The organism is Crossiella cryophila, assembly GCF_014204915.1.
Taxonomy (GTDB): Bacteria; Actinomycetota; Actinomycetes; order Mycobacteriales; family Pseudonocardiaceae; genus Crossiella; species Crossiella cryophila.
This window is the reverse complement of record NZ_JACHMH010000001.1, coordinates 9,553,695-9,576,652: the sequence shown is the minus strand read 5'-3', so window position 1 is coordinate 9,576,652 and position 22,958 is coordinate 9,553,695. Positions and strand designations below refer to the sequence as shown.

The 22,958-nt window shown below is 71.6% G+C and carries 23 protein-coding genes; 19 read left to right on the top strand and 4 right to left on the bottom strand.

Annotated elements, in window-relative coordinates; genetic code table 11:
• Positions 1 to 11: 11 nt before the first annotated feature.
• From HNR67_RS41120 to HNR67_RS41105, 4 genes are all read left to right on the top strand, one after another.
• The gene (locus tag HNR67_RS41120) at positions 12 to 683 is read left to right on the top strand and encodes a hypothetical protein (protein WP_185009087.1); all 672 of its coding nucleotides are present in this window, start codon (positions 12 to 14) and stop codon (positions 681 to 683) included.
• 48 nt (positions 684 to 731) lie between these two features.
• On the top strand, positions 732 to 2,288 hold the full coding sequence (locus HNR67_RS41115; RefSeq protein WP_185009085.1) for a phytoene desaturase family protein: 1,557 nt from the start codon (positions 732 to 734) through the stop codon (positions 2,286 to 2,288).
• Between the two features lie 96 nt (positions 2,289 to 2,384).
• Complete coding sequence (locus HNR67_RS41110) at positions 2,385 to 2,747, top strand: LppU/SCO3897 family protein (protein WP_185009083.1); 363 nt, start codon at positions 2,385 to 2,387, stop codon at positions 2,745 to 2,747.
• 82 nt (positions 2,748 to 2,829) lie between these two features.
• Entirely contained in the window at positions 2,830 to 3,249 is a 420-nt protein-coding gene (locus HNR67_RS41105) for an LppU/SCO3897 family protein (protein WP_185009081.1), read from the top strand.
• 76 nt (positions 3,250 to 3,325) lie between these two features.
• Here HNR67_RS41105 and HNR67_RS41100 read toward each other — a convergent pair whose 3' ends face one another.
• The 3 genes from HNR67_RS41100 to HNR67_RS41090 all read right to left on the bottom strand — a co-directional run bounded on the left by HNR67_RS41100 (position 3,326) and on the right by HNR67_RS41090 (position 6,879).
• The gene (locus HNR67_RS41100) at positions 3,326 to 4,846 is read right to left on the bottom strand and encodes a sodium:solute symporter (RefSeq protein ID WP_185009080.1); all 1,521 of its coding nucleotides are present in this window, start codon (positions 4,844 to 4,846) and stop codon (positions 3,326 to 3,328) included.
• 15 nt (positions 4,847 to 4,861) lie between these two features.
• Positions 4,862 to 6,052 carry an anhydro-N-acetylmuramic acid kinase gene (locus HNR67_RS41095; protein WP_221491433.1) on the bottom strand — a complete coding sequence of 397 codons (1,191 nt, stop codon included), beginning with the start codon at positions 6,050 to 6,052 and terminating at the stop codon, positions 4,862 to 4,864.
• Positions 6,053 to 6,159: 107 nt separating this feature from the next.
• On the bottom strand, positions 6,160 to 6,879 hold the full coding sequence (locus HNR67_RS41090; RefSeq protein WP_185009078.1) for a hypothetical protein: 720 nt from the start codon (positions 6,877 to 6,879) through the stop codon (positions 6,160 to 6,162).
• A gap of 67 nt (positions 6,880 to 6,946) precedes the next feature.
• Between HNR67_RS41090 and ftsY the strand changes: the two genes are divergently transcribed.
• Positions 6,947 to 8,263 carry a signal recognition particle-docking protein FtsY gene (ftsY, locus tag HNR67_RS41085; protein ID WP_407645169.1) on the top strand — a complete coding sequence of 439 codons (1,317 nt, stop codon included), beginning with the start codon at positions 6,947 to 6,949 and terminating at the stop codon, positions 8,261 to 8,263.
• Here the strand turns inward: ftsY and HNR67_RS41080 are convergent.
• Positions 8,256 to 9,296, bottom strand: coding sequence for a Gfo/Idh/MocA family protein (locus HNR67_RS41080; protein WP_185009076.1), 1,041 nt, complete (start codon positions 9,294 to 9,296; stop codon positions 8,256 to 8,258). The genes ftsY and HNR67_RS41080 overlap by 8 nt on opposite strands.
• Positions 9,297 to 9,355: 59 nt before the next feature.
• Between HNR67_RS41080 and HNR67_RS41075 the strand changes: the two genes are divergently transcribed.
• From HNR67_RS41075 to trmD, 14 genes are all read left to right on the top strand, one after another.
• Positions 9,356 to 9,985, top strand: a complete 630-nt coding sequence (locus HNR67_RS41075; RefSeq protein WP_185009074.1) for a TetR/AcrR family transcriptional regulator — start codon at positions 9,356 to 9,358, stop codon at positions 9,983 to 9,985.
• A 63-nt stretch (positions 9,986 to 10,048) separates the two neighbouring features.
• The gene (locus tag HNR67_RS41070) at positions 10,049 to 11,386 is read left to right on the top strand and encodes an ammonium transporter (protein ID WP_185009072.1); all 1,338 of its coding nucleotides are present in this window, start codon (positions 10,049 to 10,051) and stop codon (positions 11,384 to 11,386) included.
• A complete protein-coding gene (locus HNR67_RS41065) occupies positions 11,383 to 11,721 on the top strand; it encodes a P-II family nitrogen regulator (RefSeq protein ID WP_185009070.1) in 339 nt (112 codons plus the stop codon). Before HNR67_RS41070 ends, HNR67_RS41065 begins: the two co-directional genes overlap by 4 nt.
• Positions 11,722 to 11,817: 96 nt before the next feature.
• On the top strand, positions 11,818 to 14,199 hold the full coding sequence (locus tag HNR67_RS41060; protein WP_185009068.1) for a [protein-PII] uridylyltransferase: 2,382 nt from the start codon (positions 11,818 to 11,820) through the stop codon (positions 14,197 to 14,199).
• Positions 14,200 to 14,553: 354 nt separating this feature from the next.
• Positions 14,554 to 15,102 (top strand): AAA family ATPase, encoded by a 549-nt coding sequence (locus tag HNR67_RS41055; protein ID WP_312989265.1) that lies wholly within the window; start codon positions 14,554 to 14,556, stop codon positions 15,100 to 15,102.
• A 60-nt stretch (positions 15,103 to 15,162) separates the two neighbouring features.
• A complete protein-coding gene (gene ffh, locus HNR67_RS41050; RefSeq protein WP_185009066.1) occupies positions 15,163 to 16,719 on the top strand; it encodes a signal recognition particle protein in 1,557 nt (518 codons plus the stop codon).
• Positions 16,716 to 17,801, top strand: coding sequence for an amidohydrolase family protein (locus HNR67_RS41045; protein WP_185009064.1), 1,086 nt, complete (start codon positions 16,716 to 16,718; stop codon positions 17,799 to 17,801). Before ffh ends, HNR67_RS41045 begins: the two co-directional genes overlap by 4 nt.
• Positions 17,802 to 17,817: 16 nt before the next feature.
• The gene (locus HNR67_RS41040; protein WP_246492709.1) at positions 17,818 to 18,969 is read left to right on the top strand and encodes a CPBP family intramembrane glutamic endopeptidase; all 1,152 of its coding nucleotides are present in this window, start codon (positions 17,818 to 17,820) and stop codon (positions 18,967 to 18,969) included.
• An 86-nt stretch (positions 18,970 to 19,055) separates the two neighbouring features.
• Complete coding sequence (locus HNR67_RS41035) at positions 19,056 to 19,868, top strand: CPBP family intramembrane glutamic endopeptidase (protein ID WP_312989263.1); 813 nt, start codon at positions 19,056 to 19,058, stop codon at positions 19,866 to 19,868.
• Positions 19,865 to 20,617, top strand: coding sequence for a LamB/YcsF family protein (locus HNR67_RS41030; protein ID WP_185009062.1), 753 nt, complete (start codon positions 19,865 to 19,867; stop codon positions 20,615 to 20,617). Before HNR67_RS41035 ends, HNR67_RS41030 begins: the two co-directional genes overlap by 4 nt.
• Positions 20,618 to 20,797: 180 nt before the next feature.
• Positions 20,798 to 21,271 carry a 30S ribosomal protein S16 gene (gene rpsP / locus HNR67_RS41025; protein ID WP_185009060.1) on the top strand — a complete coding sequence of 158 codons (474 nt, stop codon included), beginning with the start codon at positions 20,798 to 20,800 and terminating at the stop codon, positions 21,269 to 21,271.
• Complete coding sequence (locus HNR67_RS41020; protein ID WP_086789136.1) at positions 21,268 to 21,507, top strand: RNA-binding protein; 240 nt, start codon at positions 21,268 to 21,270, stop codon at positions 21,505 to 21,507. The genes rpsP and HNR67_RS41020 overlap by 4 nt, the downstream gene beginning before the upstream one ends.
• A gap of 20 nt (positions 21,508 to 21,527) precedes the next feature.
• Complete coding sequence (gene rimM / locus HNR67_RS41015) at positions 21,528 to 22,046, top strand: ribosome maturation factor RimM (protein ID WP_185009058.1); 519 nt, start codon at positions 21,528 to 21,530, stop codon at positions 22,044 to 22,046.
• A gap of 14 nt (positions 22,047 to 22,060) precedes the next feature.
• Complete coding sequence (trmD, locus tag HNR67_RS41010; RefSeq protein ID WP_185009056.1) at positions 22,061 to 22,819, top strand: tRNA (guanosine(37)-N1)-methyltransferase TrmD; 759 nt, start codon at positions 22,061 to 22,063, stop codon at positions 22,817 to 22,819.
• Positions 22,820 to 22,958 lie beyond the last annotated feature (139 nt).

The window sequence follows — 22,958 nt, the reverse complement described above, 5'->3', positions numbered from 1 at the left end:
AGAGCACTCTCGTGAACCAGCCCTACGGCCAGCAGCCCTATCAGCCTGGGCAGCAGCCCTTCCCCGGGCAGCAGCCTGGCCAGCCGTTTCCCGGCCAGCAGCAGCCTTATCCGGGTCAGCCGCAGCCGGGTTACCCGGGTCAGCAGCAGCCGTACCCCGGCGGCCCGCAGCCGACCCAGCCGTACCAGGCCCCGCACAGCGGTGGCTTCCCGGCGCAGCAGCCCCCGCCCGGCGCCTACCCCGGCGGTCCCGGTGGCCCCGGCGGTTACCCGGGCCAGCAGCCGCAGCAGCAGTTCCCGCCGACCCAGCCCGGTCACGGCAGGCTGGTGCTGGACACCTCGTTCATGCCGCTGGCCTTCATCCTCAACTGGTTCAAGCCCACGCTGACCATCAACGGCAGGCCAGGCCCGATCGAGTGGGGCCAGACCCCGATCGACCTGCCGCCCGGCCAGTACCACGTGCGGGTGCACTTCCACTACATCTTCATGGACGCCGGCCCGGCCGAGGCGATGATCCCGATCGCCGAGGGCCAGAACGTGCCGGTGTTCTACCGCGCGCCCGCGTTCATGTTCGCCGGTGGCGCCATCGGCCCGGTGCCGCAGCCCACCCCCGCGCTGATCCCGATGATCGCCATCATGGCCGTGATCTTCCTGCTCGCGCTGTTCCCGCTGTTCCTGATCTGATCCATCGCCGCTATCGCTGAGCCCGCCCGCTCGGCCACGATCGCTGTCATGAACGGACACAGCGAGGTGATCGTGGTCGGCGGCGGGCACAACGGGCTCGTCGCGGCGGTGCTGCTGGCCAGAGCCGGGCGCTCGGTACGCCTGCTGGAACGGGCAGGGCACCTCGGCGGCGCGTCCATCGGCAAACAGGTCTTCCCAGGTCAGCCCGCGCGGCTGTCCCAGTACTCCTACCTGGTCAGCCTGCTGCCGGACGCACTGGCCGCCGAACTGCGGCTGCCGCTGGAACTGCGCTCCCGCGCGGTGTCCTCCTACACCCCGCTGCGCCGCGGCGGCCGCGACCTCGGCCTGCTGGTCGAACGCGAACCGGGCCCCGCCACCGAAGCGTCCTTCGCCGAGGTCACCGGCTCCCCGGCGGCCTGGACCGCCTGGCAGCGCTTCTACCGCCGGGTGGACGCCTTCGCCAAGGCGGTCGGCCCGGCCCTGGACGGCCCGCTGTCCCGGCGGGCCGAGGTCCGCGACCGGGTGACCGCGCTCGCTGGCGCCGACACCTGGGACGACCTGGTCGAACGGCCACTGTCCGAGGTCCTGGAACGCGAGTTCGCCGACGACCTGGTCCGCGGCGTGGTCGCCACCGACGGCCTGATCGGCATCGACACCTCGCTGTCCGACCCCGGCCTGGCGCAGAACCGCTGCTTCCTCTACCACGTGGCGGGCAACAGCTCGGGGGAGTGGCGGGTCCCGGTCGGCGGCATGGGCGCGCTGGCCGACGCCCTCACCGCCGCCGCCCAGGCCGCCGGCGTCGAGATCCACACCGACACCCCGGTGGACTCGGTGCGGGAGAACGGGAACCGGGTCGAGGTGTCCACAGTGGACGGCCGCGAGTTCAGTGCCGACCACCTGCTCGCCGCGGTCGCCCCCGCCGTGCTCGATCGCCTGCTCGGCCGCCCGGCCACCGACCCCGAGGGCAGCCAGCTCAAGGTGAACCTGTTGCTGCGCAGGCTGCCCCGGCTGCGCAGCGGCGCCGACCCGCGCCAGGCATTCGCCGGGACGCTGCACCTCGGCGAGTCCTACGCCGAGCTGGAATCAGCCCATGCCCTTGCTACCCAAGGGAAACTGCCCAACCCACTGCCCTGCGAGGTCTACTGCCACTCGCTGACCGACCCGTCCATCCTCGGCCCGCTCGCCGCCGAGGGCTACCACACGCTCACCCTGTTCGGCCTGCACGCGCCCGCCCGCCTCTTCCGCGAGCACAACCGCCGCGAGGAAGCCACCGCGGCCGCCCTCGCCGCCCTCCAGCACCACCTGGCCGAACCGCTCTCCGACGTGCTCGCCACCGACGCCGACGGCAACCCCTGCGTCCAGGCATCCACCCCCGTCGACCTGGAACGGGACCTCGGCATGCCCGGCGGGCACATCTTCCACGGCGACCTGAGCTGGCCCTGGCTGGCCGAGGAGGAACCAGCCGACACCCCGGCCCAGCGCTGGGGCGTGGCAGTGCCCGGCCTGCGCCGGGTGCTGCTGGCCGGCGCGGGCAGCAGACGCGGCGGCGGGGTCAGTGGCCTGGGCGGGCTGGCCGCGGCCCGCGTCGTTACCGATTCCGGCTGAGTTTCAGAACACAGCAGGTCAGGCCAGGTCCTGTGGCACACTGTCGCCGGTTCATGTAGCCCGATTGGGCTAATGGATGTATCGGAGACACTGGGGATGACCACCGCACCACGATCCGGCCTGCCCGGCTGGGCCAGGAAGCTCATCGGTTACGGGATCTTCGTCGCGATCGCGGCCGGATTCGGGATCTACGCGAGCTACACCAACGCCAAGGACGCGGCCGTCGGCGAATGCCTGCAGGGCCAGTCCGGCAAGGCCGACTCCTACAAGCGCGCCGACTGCACGAAGCCGGAGGCGAGTTTCAAGGTCGCCGGCATCGTCGAGGACCAGAGCGAGTTCACCGTCCAACTCGGCCTGAGCAACGTCTGCGAACCCTTCCCGACCGCGAAGTCGGTCTACTGGGAAGGCAAAAAGGGCGGCAAAGGCCGAGTGCTGTGTCTCGAGCCGGTAACACATTAGCGTTCGATTTGTGCCTTAGGTGACAGCATGTCACCATTGCGCGTCGCCCATGTGGGCGAACTTCAACAAGGAGACACTGGGGATGACGAACCCACAGGCCAACGCCCCGCAGGACCAGCCGATTCAGCCGGCCGGCGAGCAGCCCGCCGCGCCCAAGAAGAAGAAGAGCGTGCTGCCGAAGGTCCTCGGCATCCTGCTCGTGGTCCTGGTCGCTGGTGGCTTCGCGGTCTACCGCTACATGAACTCCGCCCAGAGCGCCAAGGTCGGCGAGTGCATCGCGGCCAAGGTCGAGGGCGAGAAGGTCAACTCGGCCAACAAGGTCGACTGCGGCAACGCGGACGCGCAGTACAAGGTCGTCGGCAAGTACGAGGACAAGAAGGAAGCCGACTTCAAGATCGAGCTGTGCGAGCCGCACGCGGACACCACGGACGCGATCTGGGTTCCGGAAGGCCGGAGCGGCGCCACCGGCACCGTGCTCTGCCTCACCGCGAACAAGAAGTGATCGTGAACGTGCGGTAACTCTTAGCTGAAAAAGGCCCCGGTTTCCGTCACTGGAAACCGGGGCCTTTTCGTTCGTCTCAGGCGGCCTTCGCCTCGCTCGCCGGTTCCTCCACCGGCGGCGGGCTACCGCGATGCCGCAGCGACAACAACCCGCCCACGATCAAAGTGATCGCCACGCCCAGCGGCGGATACCAGGGAAACGCCAGCCCCTTCGTCCCGCTGAGCACCGGCGGCAGGATGATCGCGGCCATCGTCACCACCGTCACCAGGAAAGCGATGATCGCGTCGGACTGCCGGGCCCGTTTCACGATCAACCCGAGCAGGAACGCGCCGAGCAATGCGCCATAGGTGTAACCGGTGATCGACAAACCCTGTTCCACCAGGGTGTCGCCGCGCGAGCCGTACTGCGCGAACAACCCGGCGAACACGATCAGCAGCCCGGCCCAGATCACCGTCCAGATCCGGCCCTGCCGGAGCAGGTCGGCGTCCGACAGCGGGCGTTTGACCACCCGCTGGTAGACGTCGGTGACCGTGGAGGAGGCCAGCGCGCCGAGCGAGGAACTCAGCGCCGCGGCCAGGATGCCCGCGATCACGAAGCCGGAGAGGCCACTGGGCAGTTCGGTGACGATGAAGTTGGCGAACAACTCGTCGTTGTTGTTCAGGCCCAGGTCCTGCACGGGCTTGGCCGCGTTGTAGAAGGCCCACAGCATCACGCCGATGAACAGGAACAACGCGAACTGCACGAAGACCACCACACCGCTGGCGATCAGCGCCTTCTGGCTCGCCCGCACGTCCTTGGTGGCCATCAGCCGCTGCACGATGAGCTGGTCCGCGCCGTGCGAGGCCATGGACAGCACCGCGCCACCCACCACCGCGGCCAGCAACGCGTACTGGCTGTACCGCGGGTCCGAGGTGAGGTCGAAGACCTGGAACTTGTTGGCGTCGAAGGCCTTGCCCAGCCAGTCGCCGGGCAGCCGGTCGGCCAGCACCCAGATCACCACGGCCGCGCCGAGCAGGTACCAGACCATCTGGATCGCATCGACCCAGACCACCGCCCGCACCCCGCCGAAGAAGCTGTAGACCACCATCGCGATGCCAAGGACGAACACGATCGTCCAGTAGTTCGCCGCCACGCCGTAGGCGGCCAGCACCACCTTGACCGGGATCGCGGTGGCGAACAACCGCAGCCCGTCGGCCAGCAGCCGGGTGAACAGGAAGGTCACCGAGGCGGTGGTGCGCAGCCCGTCGCCGAACCGCTTGCCCAGGAAGGCGTAGGCGGTGACCAGGTCACCGGCCACGTACTTGGGCAGCAGCACGAAGGAGACCACGATCCGGCCCAGCAGGTAGCCGATGGCCAGCGACAGGAAGGTCATCCCGCCCGCGCCGGGGGTGGCCAGGTAGGCCACCGTCGGCACGCTGAGCACGGTCAGCGTCGAGGTCTCCGCGGAGACCACCGACAGGCAGACCACCCACCAGGAGATCTTGCCCTCGCCGACGAAGTAGTCGCTGGCCGATTTCTGTCTGCCGCCGATCCAGATCCCCAGCAGCGGCATGCCCACCAGGAACACCGCGATGATGGCCAGGTCGAGACTGCGCACGTCCCACCTCCTGCTCTAACCGCCGGTTCGCACCGGCTCCCCAGTTGTGTGCCCCCGGTCAGCCCCCGTGGCCACGCAGCGCAGCGCGACCGGTGGTCGCGGCCATGGTGCGGGCAGTAGCAACGCGGTCCGGCCCGGGGTGATGCTGCCCAGCGGGCGCGGGCCGACCGCCCCTGTGGCCGCCGGCAGGTTGCCGGGCTGACCGCAGAAGGTGAGCAGGCCGAGCAACGCCGCAAGGTAGCCCTCCTTGCCGTCGGCAGGCAGTCCCTCGGCCGCGCTGGTGACCAGCTCGGCCGGGGCGAGATGCCTGCTCAGGGCGGCCATCAGCGTGGCGTTGTGCACCCCGCCTCCGGAAGCCACCACCCGGGTGGCCTCTTGCCGATCACACTCCTGGGCGACCGTGCGGGCGGTCAGCTCCACCAAAGTGGCCAGCAGGTCCGGGATCGAGGGCGGGGTGGCCAGGCGGGCCAGGGCGGCGTGCAGGTACTCGGCGGTGAAATATTCCTTGCCGGTGGACTTCGGCGGCGGCAGCTCGTAGTACGGGTCGGCCAGCAGGGCTGACAACAGGTCCGGGTGAGGGGAGCCGATGGCGGCGAGCCGGCCCCCCTCATCGCGCTCCCGACGTTCCGGTAGCAGCCGGGCGGCCGAATCAAGCAGCGCGTTGCCCGGACCTGTGTCGTAGGCCAGCGGCGGCAGACCGCCACCGACCACGCTGATGTTGGCGATGCCACCGAGGTTGAGCGCGGCCGTGCGCGCCCGCCCGTGGCCCAGCCAGAGCTGGTCGAACAGTCCGGCCAGCGGTGCCCCGTGCCCACCGGCGGCCACATCCCTGGTCCGCAGGTCGGCGACCACCGGCAGTCCGGTGGCCTCGGCGATCCAGGCGGGCTGGCCCAGCTGCAGGGTGCCCTCGCAGCGGCCGTCCTCCACCCAGTGGTAGATCGTCTGCCCGAGCGAGCCGATCAGATCGGCCTGCCCATCGCAGAGTTCGGTGAGCCCGCGCAGCGCGGCCACCCCGAATGCCCGGCCGACCAGCGTGTCCAGCCGGCACAGCTGCCGGGCCGAACAGTCCGCGGGGGGCAGCGCGGCCAGCAGTTCGGCGCGCAGCTCCGCGGGGTAGGGCACGTCCAGGCAGCCCAGCGGCCGCAGTTCGAGCCAGCCGTCGGCGGCGAGGCGGAACTCGGCCGCGGCCACGTCGATGCCATCCATCGACGTGCCGGACAGCAGCCCGAGCACTCGCCAAGATTTCACAAGATGGGTCTATTGCATGGCGGAAGTTTACGCAAGTGTCCGCCGCAGTTGATAGCGAGTCGAGATCAGCCCTTCAGCGCGGCCACCATCTCCTTGCCCTTGGGCAGCAGGTTGTCCCGGCACTGGTCGATCTCCGGGCCGTGCGTGGCGCCGCCGGGGATGCCCGGACCCTCCTGCTGCAGGGTCACCAGCACGTTGCCGTCGCTGAAGCGGCCGTAGCAGCCGTTGCCGCCGGTGGACTTGGGGAACAGCACGGTGTCGCCGTCCTGCCGGTCCGCCGGGGACTTGTCGATGGTCAGCCAGTACTCGGCGCCGTCCTTGGTGCCGTTGTGCTTTGGCTGGCCGTCGCTGACGAACAGGGTGATCTCGGCCCGCATGTTCACCTCGGGCTGTTTGGTGCCCCAGTAGCACTTGACCACCACGGTCTGCAGATCACCGTCGCCGCGGGATGCCTGGGTGTCCTTCTTCTTCTGCGCGTTGCGTGGTTCCAGGGTGGGGAACAGGGTCAGCTTCGCGTTGAGCGTGGTGCACTCCGGCAGGTCGGTGTACTTGTCGGCCGGACCCGGCCCGGCCTCGGCGCCGGTCTCCGCGGAGTCGGTCGTGCCGCCGGAGTTGAGGTAGACGACCACGCCGATCCCGGCGAGGAGCAGCACGGCGAGCCCGACCACGAGCGCGATCACCGGCCCGTTGTTCTTCTTCGGCGGTCGCGGATACCCGTAGCCGTAGCCGGGCGGCGGGTACTGCGGCTGCTGGTAGGGCTGGTGCTGGTGCGGACCGGGCTGCATGGCCGACATCCTGTCCCAGACCCGACTCCGGCGAGGGCCGAACCGCCCATGATGCGAGGATGGGGGCGTGTCCACCGAAGTAATGATCTGGATCGCCGTAGCCGTCGCCGCGGTGCTGCTCGTCGCGCTCGTCACCGGGATCGTGCTGGCCAGGCGCCGCCGGGTGAGCATCGCCGAGCAGGCCAAGCCCGCGGTCCCGGCCCGGTCGACCTACCAGGCGGACAGCAAGATCAGTTTCGCCCCCGGCACGGACACCGCCACCGCGCCGGCCGTCGAACCCGAACACCCGGTGACCGAGCGCACCGAGGTCGACGGGCAGCCGGGGGTGGGCGATGACGCCGCGGTGCCGAGGGACACCCCGCGCCGGGACATCGTGGACGTGCCGCTGCCGCCCGCGGCCGAGGCGCCTGCCCCGATCGAGCCGGTCGTGGTCGCCGAGTCGCGTCCGGCGCCGGATGAGATCGCGCCCACCGCGGGCCGCCTGGAGCGGTTGCGCGGACGGCTGGTCAAGTCCCGTTCCGCGTTCGGTCAGGGCCTGCTCGGCCTGCTCGGCGCCGGCGATCTGGACGAGGACTCCTGGACCGAGGTCGAGGACACCCTGCTGCTGGCCGACCTGGGCGCGGCCACCACCGCGGAGATCATCGACCGGCTGCGCAAGGAGATCGTCACCCGCGGCGTGCGCACCCCGGAGGCGGCCCGCGCGGTGCTGCGCGAGGTGCTGGTGGACGCGCTCAAGCCGGAGATGGACCGCTCGGTGCGCGCGCTGCCGCACGACGGCCGCCCGGCGGTGCTGCTGATCACCGGCGTCAACGGCACCGGCAAGACCACCACCACCGGCAAGCTGGCCAGGGTGCTGGTGGGCGATGGCCGCACGGTGATCCTGGGCGCGGCCGACACCTTCCGCGCCGCCGCCGCCGAACAGCTGGCCACCTGGGCCGAGCGCGCGGGCGCGGAGATCGTGCGCGGCAAGGAAGGCGCCGACCCGGCCAGCGTGGCCTTCGACGCGGTCAAGCGCGGCGTGGAGGCAGGCGTGGACGCGGTCCTGGTGGACACCGCGGGCCGCCTGCACACCAAGACCGGCCTGATGGACGAGCTGGGCAAGGTCAAGCGGGTGGTGGAGAAGCAGGCCAAGGTGGACGAGGTGCTGCTCGTGCTGGACGCCACCACCGGTCAGAACGGCCTCACCCAGGCCAGGGTGTTCTCCGATGTGGTCGAGGTGACCGGCATCGTGCTGACCAAGCTGGACGGCACCGCCAAGGGCGGCATCGTCTTCCAGGTCCAGCGTGAACTGGGTGTCCCGGTCAAGCTGGTCGGCCTTGGCGAGGGTCCGGACGACCTGGCCCCGTTCGCCCCCGGCGCCTTCGTGGACGCTCTGCTCACATAGCCAGGAGTTCGTGCAGGTCCAGGGCGTCCCGGAAGTCCGGGACCACCCTGGACCCGGTGCGCAGGTCCACCGCGAGCTGCCGGTAGAGCCCGGCCACGTTGACCGCGGGCACCGGCAGCGCCGAACCCGGCAGCGGCACCGGCTCGCCGTGGGTGTCCCGCAGCTCCAGCCGTGCGATCTGCGGCTGGATCGCCAGCGACTGGGGCTCCGGCGCGGAGACCAGGGTCAGGCTGCCCTCGGTCCCGGCGATCTCCAGGTGCACCCTGGGCCGGAACTGCTCGTTGTCGTGCACCAGCACGGTGGCCAGCGCGCCGCCGTCCAGTTCGGCCACCGCGGCCAGGTGGTCGGGGGTGTCCGGGGTGATCCGCTCCCCGGTCTCGGCGATCACCTGCTCGGTCACCTGCAGTGTGCTGCGGGTGCTGAACGAGCGGATCGGCCCGGCCAGGTGCCGCAACAGGTCCACCGCGTGCCCGCCGAGCACCTCCACCAGCCCGGCGCCGCTGGCCTTCTCGAAGGTGTAGGCCATCCAGGCCGGGACACCGCCCGCGCCGCCCCTGGCCCGCGCGCTGAGCAGGGTGGCCGTCCGGATCCGCCCGATCCGGCCCTCGTCGATCAGCTTCTTCGCCGCCACCACCGCCGGGCTGAACCGGCCCTGCAGGCCGATCACCGCACGCACCCCGGCCGCCTCGGCGGCCTTGGCGAGTTCCTCGTCCTCCGCGGCGTCGCGGCCCAGCGGCCACTCGCAGTAGACGTGCTTGCCCGCGGCCAGCGCGGCCAGCACCAGCTCCCGGTGCGCCGGCACCTTCACCGTGACCACCACCAGGTCCACCTCGGGATGACCGGCCAGCTCCTGCGCGTTGGTGAAGGCGTGTGCCGCGCCGAACCGCCGCTTCGCCTCCTGGGCGCTCTCCGCCCGGCTGGTGCCCACCGCGACCAGCCGGTACTGCTCCGGCAGCGCGGCCAGCGCCGGGAGGTGCGCCATGGCGGCCCAGCCCCGGTCCGGGCTCGCGCCCAGGATGCCCACTCCGATCATCGGGTCCTCCTCATAAACGGGTCACAGTGACCCGTTTAGCTCGACCCTAGACTGCCGGCATGTCCGCCGTCGAGCAGCTGCTCTCCACTGGCGCCGCGCGCGCCGACGCCCGGCGCAACGTGGCCCGGCTGGTGGCCGCCGCCCGCGCCGCCCTGGACGAGCAGGGCCTCGGCGTCACCACCAGGGAGATCGCGCACCGGGCCGGGGTCGGCCTCGGCACCGTGCACCGCCGGGTGCCCTCGGTGGAGAAGCTGATCGGCGCGATCCTGATCGACACCATCGACTCGATGGCCGAGCTGGTCACCGAGGCCGCCAGGGAACCCGATCCGTGGCTGGCCTTCGCCGGGTTCGCCGAGTCCTACGTGCAGCTGCGCGCGGCCAGCTGCGGCCTGCACGCCGCGCTCGCCGGCGACGGCGACCTCAACCTCGGCGGCCCACTCGACCGCCTCCGTGACGAGGTCACCGCCCTGATCCAGCGCACCCAGGACGCGGGCGCCATCCGCACCGACCTGGACCCGCACGACGTGTTCTTCGTGCTGGCCACCGCCATCCCGGCCGAACGCACCATGGGCCTGCTCGCCCGTCCGGACCAGTGGCGGCGCAATCTGGGTGTCCTGTTGGACGGTCTGCGCAACGCAGCCGTAACAACACCGTCGGCACAGTTCACGCCGGTGAAACCTCCGGCGTAACCGGACGAAACACCGGATCTCGATCCTTCCGTGCAACGTGGCAGGCACGGGAGGACAACGAGAATGAATCAAGGCGACACCGCCTGGGTGCTGATCAGCGCCGCTCTGGTGCTGCTCATGACGCCGGGGCTTGCGTTCTTCTACGGCGGCATGGTGCGCGCGAAGAGCGTGCTCAACATGCTCATGATGAGCATCGGCAGCATGGCCGTGGTCGGCGTGCTGTGGGTGCTCTTCGGCTACTCCTTCACCTTCGGCAAGGACGTGGCGGGCGGCTGGCTGGCCGATCCCACCGAGTTCTTCGGCCTTGACGGCCTGCTGAGTCCGGAGTCGCTGTCCGGCACCATCCCCACTACGGCGTTCGTCGCCTTCCAGGCCATGTTCGCGATCATCACCGTGGCGCTGATCTCCGGCGCCGTGGCCGACCGGGCCCGGTTCGGGCCGTGGCTGCTGTTCACCGCGCTCTGGGTGACGGTGGTCTACTTCCCGGTCGCGCACTGGGTCTTCGACTTCGACGGCAAGGACGCGGACGGCAACGTCATCGACCCCGGCGGCTGGATCGCCAACCAGCTGGCCGCGATCGACTTCGCCGGCGGCACCGCGGTGCACATCAACGCCGGTGCCGCGGCACTGGCCCTGGTGCTGGTGCTGGGCAAGCGGCGCGGCTGGCCCAAGGAGCCGATGAAGCCGCACAACCTGCCGCTGGTGGTGCTCGGCGCGGGTCTGCTGTGGTTCGGCTGGTTCGGCTTCAACGCGGGTTCCGCGCTGGCTGCCAACACCACCGCGGCGGTCACCTTCGTCAACACCCTGGTCGCCACCGCGGCCGCCACCCTGGGCTGGCTGCTGGTCGAGCGCATCCGCGACGGCAAGCCGACCACCCTTGGCGCGGCCTCGGGCATCGTGGCCGGTCTGGTCGCCATCACCCCGGCCTGTTCCGCGGTCACCCCGCTGGGCGCGATCGCGGTCGGCGCCATCGCCGGTGTGCTCTGCGCCCTGGCGGTCAGCCTGAAGTACAAGCTGGGCTACGACGACTCGCTCGACGTGGTCGGCGTGCACCTGGTCGGCGGTCTGGCCGGCACCCTGCTGATCGGCCTGTTCGCCTCCGAGACCGCCCCGGCCAAGGTCAACGGCCTGTTCTACGGCGGCGGTTTCGACCAGCTGGGCAAGCAGGCGGTCGGCGCGTTCGCGGTGCTCGCCTACTCCTTCGTGCTCTCCTTGCTCATCGCCTTCCTGGTCAAGGTCACCGTCGGCTTCCGGGTCGATCCGGAGGCCGAGGTCCAGGGCATCGACGAGGCCGAACACGCGGAGAGCGCCTACGAGTTCGCCACCTTCGGCGGCCGCGGCGGCGCCTTCAAGTCGGCGGGGACCTCCACCACCGCGAGTCTTGAGGAGAGCAAGGCATGAAGCTGGTAACCGCGATCGTCAAGCCGTTCACCATCGACGACGTGAAGGCCGCGCTGGAGCAGCTCGGTGTGCTCGGCATGACCGTCAGCGAGGTGCAGGGCTACGGCAGGCAGAAGGGGCACACCGAGGTCTACCGCGGCGCCGAGTACGCCGTGGACTTCGTGCCCAAGGTCCGGATCGAGGTGCTCATCGACGACACCGGGGTGGACAAGGTGGTCGACGCGATCGTCGAATCCGCCCGCACCGGCAAGATCGGCGACGGCAAGGTCTGGGTCACCCCGGTGGACACGGTGGTGCGGGTGCGCACCGGGGAACGCGGCACCGACGCGATCTGAGCAGTTCCACAGGTAGGTAGGGCCGGATGTGGCGGTCCCGTTGGCGCCCAACGGGATCGCCACATCCGGCGTCTTGCGAGCAAGGCGGGGCACAGCATGAGCGCAGGGGTCAGCGAATCGGTCGGGCCAACCGCGGCGGACCTGGTGCGAGCGCGGCAGCTGCTGCTGGCGCCCGCGCCAGGGCACCGGAAACTGGCCGCGGAGCCACTACGCGCCGCGCTGGTCGACCTGCACGACTTCTGGCTGGCCGCGCACGCCGGCATGGCGGGCATCGGCGGCGCGGGCAGCGGCACCGCACTGGTCGCCGTGGGCGCGCTCGGCCGCCGCGAACTGGCCCCGCACTCCGACCTCGACCTGGTTCTTGTCCACAATGGACGGACCGAGGTCGGCGCGCTGGCCGACCGGCTCTGGTACCCGCTGTGGAACTCCGGCGTCGGCCTGGACCACTCGGTGCGCACGCTCTCGGAGGCGGAGAAGGTGGCCGCCACCGACCTGCGTGCCGCGCTCGGCCTGCTGGAGGTTCGGCACCTGGTCGGCGACCAGGCGCTGTCCGAACGACTCGCCGCCGGCGCGCGGCAGAGCTGGCGGGCGGGCATCCGGACCCGGTTCGAGGACCTGGTCGAGGCCGCCGAACACCGCTGGCAGCGCTCCGGCGAGGTCGCGCACCGGGTCGAACCCGACCTGAAGAACGGCAAGGGCGGCCTGCGCGACCTCAACCTGCTCGACGCGCTGGCCGCCACCCAGCTGGTGGACCGGCCCGGCGCCGAGGTCCGCGCCGCCCGCACGCTGCTGCTGGACGTGCGCACCGAACTGCACCGCGGCGTCGGCAAGGCCCGCGACGTCATCCGGGCCGAGGACGGCGACGAGATCGCCATGGCACTGGGTGTCGGCGATCGCTTCGAGCTGGCCAGGCTGCTCTCCGCCACCGGCCGCACCGTGGCCTACGCGGTCGACGTGGCCCTGCGCACCGCGCGCAACGCCCTGCCCCGCAAGGGTTTCGCCGCGCTCAGCAGTCGCGCCCCGTGGAACCGCGGCCCGGCCAGGCGGCCACTGGACGACGGCGTGGTGCTGCACGGCGGCGAGGTAGCGCTGGCCCGCGACGCCGTGCCGGCCCGCGATCCCGGCCTGCTGCTGCGGGTGGCCGCCTCGGCCGCGCGCACCGGCAGCCCGATCGCCGCCGGCACGCTGGCCCGGCTGGCCGACTCCGCGCCCGAACTGCGCAGGCCATGGCCCAGCGCGGCCCGCCAGGAACTGCTCGCCCTGCTCGGCTGCGGACGCGGGCTGATCGACGTGGTCGAGGCGCTGGACCGGACCGACCTGTGGGGACGGCTGTTCCCGGAGTGGGGCGCCGTCCGCGACCTGCCGCCACGCGATGCCGCGCACACCTGGACGGTGGACCGGCACCTGGTGCACGCGGTGGCCAACGCCGCCCGGCTGGCCACCACCGTCTCCCGCCCCGACCTGCTGCTGCTGGCCACCCTGCTGCACGACATCGGCAAGGGCCGCGACGGCGACCACTCCGAGGTCGGCGCCGCACTGGCCACCCAGGTCTGCGAACGCCTCGGCCTGTGGCCCTCGGATGTGACCATCGTGGCCAGGGTGGTCCGGCACCACCTGCTGCTGCCGCACACCGCCACCCGCCGCGATGTGGAGGACCCGGCCACCGTGCACCGGGTGGTGGACACCCTCGACGGCGACCCGGTGGCCCTGGAACTGCTGCACGCGCTGGCCGAGGCCGACTCACTGGCCACCGGACCCGGCGTGTGGACGGAGTGGAAGGCCGCGCTGATCGCCGACCTGGTCCGCCGCTGCCGCGCCGCGATGGCCGGGGAGCCGCTGGAAGGCCCCGGCCCGCTCGACCCGGAACAGCAGGCCCTCGCCGAGGCCGCGGTCGCCTCCGGCAAACCGCACGTGGTGATCACCCCCAACGGCCAGACCGCCACCGTCACCGTGCTCGCCCCGGACCGGATCGGCCTGCTCTCCCTGGCCAGCGGCGTGCTCGCGCTCAACTCCCTCGAGGTGCACGCGGCCGAGGTCAGCGCGTACGCCGGGGCCGGGGTGGAGACCTTCACCGTGTCCCCGCGCTTCGGCACCCTGCCCGATGCCGCGCTGCTGCGCGAGCAACTGGTCAAGGTGGTCGAGGGCACCCTCTCGCTGACCGACCGGCTGGCCGCCAAGGAACGCGACTACGGCGGCCCGCCCGAGCAGATCGCCCCGCCCAAGGTGCTCTGGTTCGACGACGAGGCCAGCGGCGCGGTGGTGCTGGAACTGCGTGCCACCGACCGGATCGGCCTGCTGCACCGGATCGCGGCCGCACTGGAGAGCTGCAAGGTCGACGTGCGCTGGGCCAGGGTGGCCACCCTCGGCGGCACCGTCGTGGACTCCTTCAGCCTCACCACCGCCGACAACGGCCTGCACGAGCCCGGCAGCCCGGCCCGTCGCAAGATCGAGAAGGCGGTGCTGGCCGCCGCCCGCTGAGCAGCAGCCCGCTCCGTAACGGGGGCAGGGCTGCGTAGCGGGACGTAGGTAGTTCCACGTGGTCCGGTTCACGGGCCATCACGCTGCGCTGACCTGCACGAATGGACCAGGCTGACTGCCGTGACGCGGTTCGGGGACCACGGTGGGGAGCCGTGGCAGGAGGCCACAGCGTCACCAGCGGAGAGCCGATGGCGGCCCGGTGAGGGGTCCAGGCCGCCATCGGTGCTCTCCGGGTAGCCACCTGTCGATCAGCTGTCGACGGGCTGTGGGCGGAACGTCCTGGTTCGCCCCGTACGTTCTTCAGTTGTGGACAGCACCGGCGTGACATCCAGCCGCCCCGGCACCGGACCACTCGTGGTCCGAGCACGACCGCACGACCTGATGCTGCTCGCCGGCCTACCAGGGGCGGGCAAGTCCTCCCTGCTGCGCAAGCTGCGCGCCAGCGGCCCGTACACCGTGCTCGACTCCGACCAGGTCCGCGACCCGCTGGCCGAGTGGCTGCCGAACCTGCCCTACCGCTGCTACCGGCCGCTGGTGCACCTGCTGCACCACCTGCGCATCGTCTGGGCCGCGCTCACCGCGCCCGGCCCCGTGCTCGTGCACGAGCCCGCCACCAGGGTGACCACCCGCACCTGGCTGTCCCTGCTGGCCCGGCTCTCCGGCCGCCGGCCGCGGATGCTGTGGCTGGAGGTCAGCCCCGAACAGGCCCGCGAGGGACAGCGCGCCAGGGCCAGGGTGATCCGCCCGCATTCCTTCGCCAGACACGTCCGGCGGGCCCTGCGGATCAGCGCCCGGCTCACCGCCGGACGGCCGCTGCGGGGCTGGCCGGAGGTCACCCTGATCTACCGCTCGGACGTCGCGAACGGCCTGAAACTGGAGTTGGTGGGTTCGCGGTCGCGCTGACGGCTAGCCTTAGGGTCAGGAACTCTGTTGCCGTCCTGACCCCGCTGGAGCCCGAGACCCGTGTTCGACACCCTTTCCGACCGCCTCACATCGGTCCTGAAGAACCTGCGCGGCAAGGGCAAACTGTCCGATGCCGACATCGACGCGACCTGTCGCGAGATCAGGATCGCACTGCTCGAGGCCGACGTGGCGCTGCCCGTCGTGCGCAGCTTCATCGCGCAGATCAAGGAGCGGGCCAAGGGCGCCGAGGTCTCCCAGGCGCTGAACCCGGCCCAGCAGGTCGTCAAGATCGTCAACGAGGAACTCGTCGCCATCCTCGGCGGCGAGACCCGTCGGCTCAACCTGGCCAAGACCCCGCCCACGGTGATCATGCTCGCCGGTCTGCAGGGCGCCGGTAAGACCACCCTGGCCGGCAAGCTGGCCAAGCACCTGGCCGGGCAGAACCACACCCCGCTGCTGGTCGCCTGCGACCTCCAGCGGCCCAACGCGGTCAACCAGCTCCAGGTGGTCGGCCAGCGGGCAGGCGTGCCGGTGTTCGCGCCCGAGCCGGGCAACGGCGTCGGCGACCCGGTCGCGGTGGCCAGGCTGGCCATCGAGGAAGCCCGCAAGTCCCAGCACGACCTGGTCATCGTCGACACCGCCGGCCGCCTCGGCGTCGACGAGGAGCTGATGAAGCAGGCCGCGGACATCCGCGACGCCGTGCAGCCCGACGAGGTGCTGTTCGTGGTCGACGCGATGATCGGCCAGGACGCGGTCAGCACCGCGACCGCCTTCCAGGAGGGCGTCGGCTTCACCGGCGTCGTGCTGACCAAGCTCGACGGCGACGCCCGCGGTGGCGCCGCGCTCAGCGTCCGCGAGGTCACCGGCCAGCCGATCATGTACGCCTCCAACGGGGAGAAGCTGGAGGACTTCGACGTCTTCCACCCCGACCGGATGGCCAGCCGCATCCTCGGCATGGGTGACGTGCTCACCCTGATCGAGCAGGCCGAACAGGTCTTCGACGCCCAGGAGGCGGAGAAGCAGGCGCAGAAGCTGGGCGCCGGCGAGCTGACCCTGGAGGACTTCCTCCAGCAGATGATGGCCGTGCGCAAGATGGGCCCGATCGCCAACCTGCTCGGCATGCTGCCCGGCGCCGGGCAGATGAAGGACGCCATCGCCCAGGTCGACGAGAAGCAGCTGGACCGGGTGCAGGCGATCATCCGCGGCATGACCCCGGCCGAGCGGGCCGACCCGAAGATCATCAACGCCTCCCGGCGGCAGCGCATCGCCAAGGGCTCCGGCGTGGCGATCAGCGAGATCAACAACCTGGTCAACCGCTTCTTCGACGCCAAGAAGATGATGCAGCAGATGGCCGGACGCTTCGGCATCGGCGGCGGCAGCGCCACCAGGGGCGGCGGCAAGGGCCGCAAGGGCAAGAAGGGGAAGAAGGGCAAGGGCCCGACCCCGCCCAAGATCCGCGGCGGCTTCCCCGGCATGGGCGGCATGCCCGGCTTCCCCGGCGGCATGCCCGACCTGTCCGGCATGCCCAAGGGCCTCAACGAGCTGCCCCCGGCGCTGTCCAACCTGGACCAGCTCCCGCCCGGCTTCGACCCCTCGAAGCTGAAGTTCGACAAGTGACCCAGGCACCACCAGCGTTCCACCTGCGCGGCGTCCTCCTCCCGGAGGGCGAACACCGGGACCTGTGGATCGCGGACGGGCTCATCTCGCATGAGCCCGTCCGCGCCGCCCAGACCTTGCACGAGGGCGGCTACCTGCTGCCCGGCCTGGTCGACGCGCACTGCCACGTCGGCCTTGGCCCCAACGGCGCGGTGGAACTGCCCGAGGCCGTCGACCAGGCCCGCACCGACCGCGACGCCGGCGCGCTGCTGCTGCGCGACTGCGGCTCCCCGCTGGACACCCGCCCGCTGCAGGAGCGCGCCGACCTGCCCCGGATCATCCGCGCGGGCAGGCACCTCTCCCGTCCCAAGCGCTATATCCCCTACATCAGCGCGGAACTGGAACACGAGGAACTGCTGCCCGCGGCCATGGCCGAACAGGCCGCCGATGGCGACGGCTGGGTCAAGATCGTCGGCGACTGGATCGACCGCGGCACCGGCGACCTGGCCCCGCTCTGGTCGGACCGGATCCTCACCGAGGCCATCGCCGCCGCGCACGCCGCCGGCGCCAGGGTCACCGCGCACGTCTTCTCAGAGGACGCGGTCCCCGGCCTGGTCAACGCGGGCATCGACTGCATCGAACACGGCACCGGCCTGACCGGGGACACCATCGCCGAGATGGCCCGCCGCGGCACCGCGCTGGTCCCCACCCTGATCAACATCGAGCTGTTCCCCGGCATCGCGGCCAAGGCGGGCAAGTACCCGCGCTACGCCGAGCACATGCTCGACCTGCACGCCCGCTGCGCCGACACCATGGCCGCCGCGATCGAGGCCGGCGTCCCGGTCTACGCGGGCACCGACGCCGGCGGCGGCATCAAACACGGCCGCATCGCCGACGAGATCGCCGCCCTGCACCGGGTGGGCATGAGCAGGGAGGCGGCCATCGGCGCCGCGTCCTGGGCCGCCCGCGAGTGGCTGGGCAGGCCGGCCCTGACCCACGGCGCACCGGCCGACCTGGTGGTATACGCCGAGGACCCGAGAAGCGACCTGGGTGTGCTGCGCAGCCCGGAACTGGTCGTGCTCGGCGGCCACCCGTACACCTGATTCGGGGGAGGACCAGATGACAGGGGCCCCAGACCACGCGGACGCGCCCACCCCACCCACGGGCTTCACCCGCCCGGCGCCACCCGGCAGCCCAGCCCCGCCACCCGGCGAGCCCACGGCCGCCGCGGCGTCCCCTGGCCAGCCGCCACCCACCTGGCCCACCGCACCGCAGGCCGAAGCACCCGCAGCCGCCGCCCCCGCCGCCGCGCCGCATCTCAGCGCCCCCGCTGCCCTGCCGCCCTCGGTCCCAGCCGCCGCGCCGCCCGCCGGTGCCGCCGCCCAGCCGCACGGCCTCGGCCAGCCCCCAGCCACCTTCCCGGTGGCCGACATCCCCGGCTACGGCCCCGCCCCGGCCGCACCCCCGTCCTGGTCCACCTACTCCGCCCCCATGCGCGACGTCGACCAGAACCGCGATCCCTACCTGCACCCCACCTACTACGAAGCCCAGCAGGTCGCCGCCACCCGGACCAGCGTGCACTGGGGCATCCTGGTCTTCGTCCTGGGCTACGGCGCCTTCCACCTGGCCGGACTGATCATCAACGCCGTGATGGCCGGTCAGTTCCGCGGCTTCGACCCCGCCGAACCCCCGGTGCTCGGCCCGCTCCTGCTGCTCTCCTTCGCGCCCAACCTGCTGCTCGGCCTGGTCCCGGCCATCGCGAGCTGGTGGAAGGGCAGCGGTCTGCGCCGCGACTTCGGCATCGTGCCCACCCTGCGCGACCTCAGGGTCGGCCTGGTCTGCGGCGCGATCTCCATCGGCGCCGCCTTCCTCATCAACCCGATCGTGTTCGGCCTCGGCGGCGGCTCCCCACCCCCGGCCACCGGCATCTTCGCCGGCAACGAGGGCCGCACCGTCTGGCTGGCCCTGCTCGCCCTGTTCCTGTTCATCGGCGCCCCGCTCACCGAGGAACTGCTGACCAGGGGCGCGCTCTGGGGCGCGCTGGAGCAGTACCGGGTGCCCAGGTACGCGATCCTGGTGCTCACCGCGCTGGTCTTCTCCCTCATGCACCAGGAACCCGACCGCACCCTGGCGCTGTTCGCCCAGGGCGTCGCGATGGGCTGGGCCAGGATGCTCACCGGGCGCATCGGCGCCAGCATCGTGGCGCACGCGGTGAACAACCTGTTGCCTGCGCTGATCTTCTTCTTCGGCGCGAACCTGGTGCCGTCCTAGGTCCCGGCCCCGCTACGCCGGGTAGTCCTTCTGGCTAGAGTGGGACAGTTCTTCCCGATCGCAAGCCCAGCCGCTCGGAGGCGCCCGTGAACGCACCGCAGACGCCGGAGCCGGTGGGCGATCCTCCAGCGGGGCTCCGCTGGTGGGCGATCCTGCGCGGCCTCGGCGAGCGCCCGGCGGACGCGCTCTTCGACACCCCGGCCAAACCGCATCGGTGGGGCTTTGGCGCGTTCGTGGTCTCCTTCGGTGCGTTCCTGCTGGTCTCGGTCACGCTCAGTGCACTGTTGCGGCCCGCCCCCGGCGCCCGGATCGGGCAGTTCGAGCTGGTCGCGGTGCTGGCCCTGCCCACCCTGACCGGCGCGCTGGTCGCGGTGCTGATCACCATGCTGCGCGGCAACGGCCCACTGGCCGACCTGCGGCTGCGCTGGAACTGGCGGCACGCCGGCATCGGCCTGGCCATCGGCGCGATCGCCCTGGTGCCGACCCTCTACGCCACCCGGATCTGGGCCGCCTGGGTCGGCAACGACCAGGCCAACTCCGCGGTCGGCAAGGTCCTCGACGGCGCGACCATGTCCCCGGTGCTGGCCGTGGTCGTCTTCCTGCACCTGTGGCTGGTCGGCCCGCTGTGCGAGGAGATCGTCTACCGCGGCCTGCTCTGGGGCGCGGTGGAACGCCTCGGCTGGGGCCGCTGGGCCGCGTTCGTGCTGAGCACCATGGTCTTCGCGGTCGCGCACTTCGAGCCGGAGCGCACCCCGCTGCTGCTGTTCATCGCGATCCCGATGGGCCTGGCCCGGATGTACACCGGCGGCCTGCTGGCCAGCATCGTGGTGCACCAGGTCAACAACCTGCTGCCCGCGCTGGGCATGCTGCTGATCATGACAGGGGTGATCCCGGCATGAGGCTGGACCTCAACAGCGACCTCGGCGAGGGCTTCGGCATCTGGCGGCTGGGCGATGACGAGGCACTGCTGGACGTGGTCACCTCGGCCAACGTGGCCTGCGGCTTCCACGCGGGCGACCCGGCCACCATGCGCCGGGTCTGCCAGGCCGCGGCCAGGTCAGGGGTCGCGGTCGGCGCCCAGGTCTCCTACCGCGACCTGGCCGGCTTCGGCCGCCGCTTCATCGACGCCGACCCGGCCGAGCTGGCCGACGAGGTGCTCTACCAGATCGGCGCGCTCTCCGCGTGCGCCCGCGCGGCGGGCACCGAGGTCCGCTACGTCAAACCGCACGGCGCGCTCTACAACGCGGTCGTGCACCACGAGGCCCAGGCCGCCGCGGTGGTCGCCGGCGTGCGTGCCTTCGGCGAACTCCCGGTGCTCGGCCTGCCCGGCTCCCGGCTGCTCGCCGCGGCCGAGGCGGCCGGCCTGCCCGCGGTCCAGGAGGCATTCGCCGACCGCGGCTACACCCCGGAGGGCACCCTGGTCCCGCGCAGTCAGCCCGGCGCGCTGCTGACCAGTACCGCCGAGGTGGTGGACCGCGCGGTGCGGCTGGCCGAGCGCGGCCAGATCGTCGCGGTGGACGGATCGGTGCTGGCCAGCCAGGCCCGCTCGCTCTGCCTGCACGGGGACACCCCGGGCGCGGTGGCGCACGCGATCGCGGTCCGGAGCGCGCTGACCGAGGCAGGCGTCACGCTGTCCGCCTTCGCCTGAACCGCCCCCGGATTCGTCCCCGGCGCACCCCGTCTGGCACAATGGCTGGCTGTCCGCCATGGTCGGTCCCTCTCACCGTGCCACGGCTCCGACAACCGAGCGCACCACACCCGCAACCCCACGCGGACAGGTGGGCGCTCACCCGTGAGCAGCACAAAATTTCGAGGAGCACCGCTACCCGTGGCCGTCAAGATCAAGCTCATGCGCCTTGGCAAGATCCGCCAGCCGTACTACCGCATCGTGGTCGCCGACGCGCGCACCCGGCGCAACGGCAAGGCGATCGAGACGATTGGCAAGTACCACCCCAAGGACGAGCCGAGCTTCATCGAGGTCAACGCCGAGCGTGCGGCGTACTGGCTGGGTGTCGGCGCGCAGCCGACCGAGCCCGTGCAGCGCCTGCTCGAGCTGACCGGTGACTGGCAGAAGTACAAGGGCCTGCCGGCCCCCGCCGAGGGCACCCTGAAGGTCAAGGAGCCCAAGGTCGACAAGAAGTCCCTGTTCGAGGCCGCGCTCGCCGCCGCCGGCGAGGAGCCGTCGACCGACGCCACCACGCCGAAGTCGAAGAAGGCCCCGAAGAAGGCCGACAAGCCCGCTGAGGAGGCCCCCGCGGCCGCCGCCGAGGGTGCCGAGAAGGCCGAGGACGCCGGCGCATGACGGTACTCGCGGACGCTCTTGAGCACCTGGTCCGCGGCATCGTCGACCACCCGGACGACGTGCGCGTCCAGTTGATCACGACTCGCCGTGGGCGGACTCTCGAGGTGCACGTGCACCCCGAGGACCTCGGCAAGGTGATCGGCCGCGGCGGTCGCACGGCGACCGCCCTGCGCACCGTCATGTCCGGTATCGGCGGCCGCGGCCTCCGGGTCGACGTCGTCGACACCGACCGCTGAGCGCCGCGGACGTCATCTCCGTGAGCACCGAAGTGGTCGTCGGGCGTATCGCCCGGTCGCACGGCATCCGCGGCGAACTCGTCGTGGACGTGCACACCGACGAGCCGGACGACCGGTTCGCCATCGGCACCGTCCTGACCGGCAAGCCGCGTCAGGGCGTTGCCCGACGTCTCACCGTCACAGCCGCCCGGCCACACGCCGGGCGGCTGTTGGTGAGCTTCGAGGGCATCGCCGACCGCGGTGCCGCCGACTCCCTGCGCGGCGTCCTGCTCACCGTCCAGGTCAGCGAGCTGCCCGAGATCACCGAGCCGGACTCCTTCTACGACCACCAGCTCGAGGGCCTGGCCGCGGTGGACACCACCGGGGCGGCCATCGGCGTGGTGCGCGAGGTCATCCACGGCCCCGGCGGCGAGCTGCTCGTGCTCGACGCCGACGGCACTGAGCTGCTCGTGCCCTTCGTGGCCGCGATCGTGCCCGAGGTCGACCTCGCCGGCGGCCGGGTCGTCATCGACCCGCCCGAGGGCCTCTTCGACCAGTAGGAACGAACACGCGCGTGCGCCTCGACGTCATCACCATCTTCCCCGAGTACGTCTCCCCGCTGCGGGAGGCGCTGCTCGGCAAGGCCCTGGACCGCGGCCTGATCCAGCTCGGCGTGCACGACCTGCGCGACTACGCGCACGACGTGCACCGCTCGGTGGATGACAGCCCGTACGGCGGCGGGCCGGGCATGGTGATGAAACCGCAGGTCTGGGGCGAGGCACTGGATGCCATCTGCCCGGCCGAACCCACCCCCCGGCTGATCGTGCCCACCCCGGCCGGCCGCCCGTTCACCCAGGCCATGGCCCACGCCTACGCCCGTGAGCAGCACCTCGTCTTCGCCTGCGGGCGCTACGAGGGCATCGACCAGCGGGTGGTGGACGCGGCCGCGCGGCGGATGCCGGTGGACGAGGTCTCCATCGGCGACTACGTGCTCATCGGCGGCGAGGCCGCGGTGCTGGTCATGGTCGAGGCGGTGGTCCGGCTGCTGCCGGGGGTGCTGGGCAACCAGGCATCGCACGAGCAGGACTCCTTCTCCGACGGGCTGCTCGAAGGCCCCAGCTACACCCGGCCCGAGGTCTGGCAGGACATGCCGGTGCCCGACGTGCTGCGCTCTGGCAACCACGCCGCGATCAACCGCTGGCGCCGGGACCGTGCCCTGGAGCGCACCTACCACCGCCGTCCCGAGCTGCTGGCCGCGCTGCCCGCGGAGTCGCTGGACAAGCACGACCGCAAGCTGCTCGAACAGCTCCGCGCCGAGGAGCACCCGGCCTGAGCAGGCCGATTTCGTGCCCGACTACCCCGTCTGGCACACTGGACAGGTTGCTGCTGCCGGTCCCTGACCGGCGCGCACACCGGAAGCTCACCCCTGACGGGCCCTCTCGCACACCCGGCGATGGACCTAGGGCGTAAGT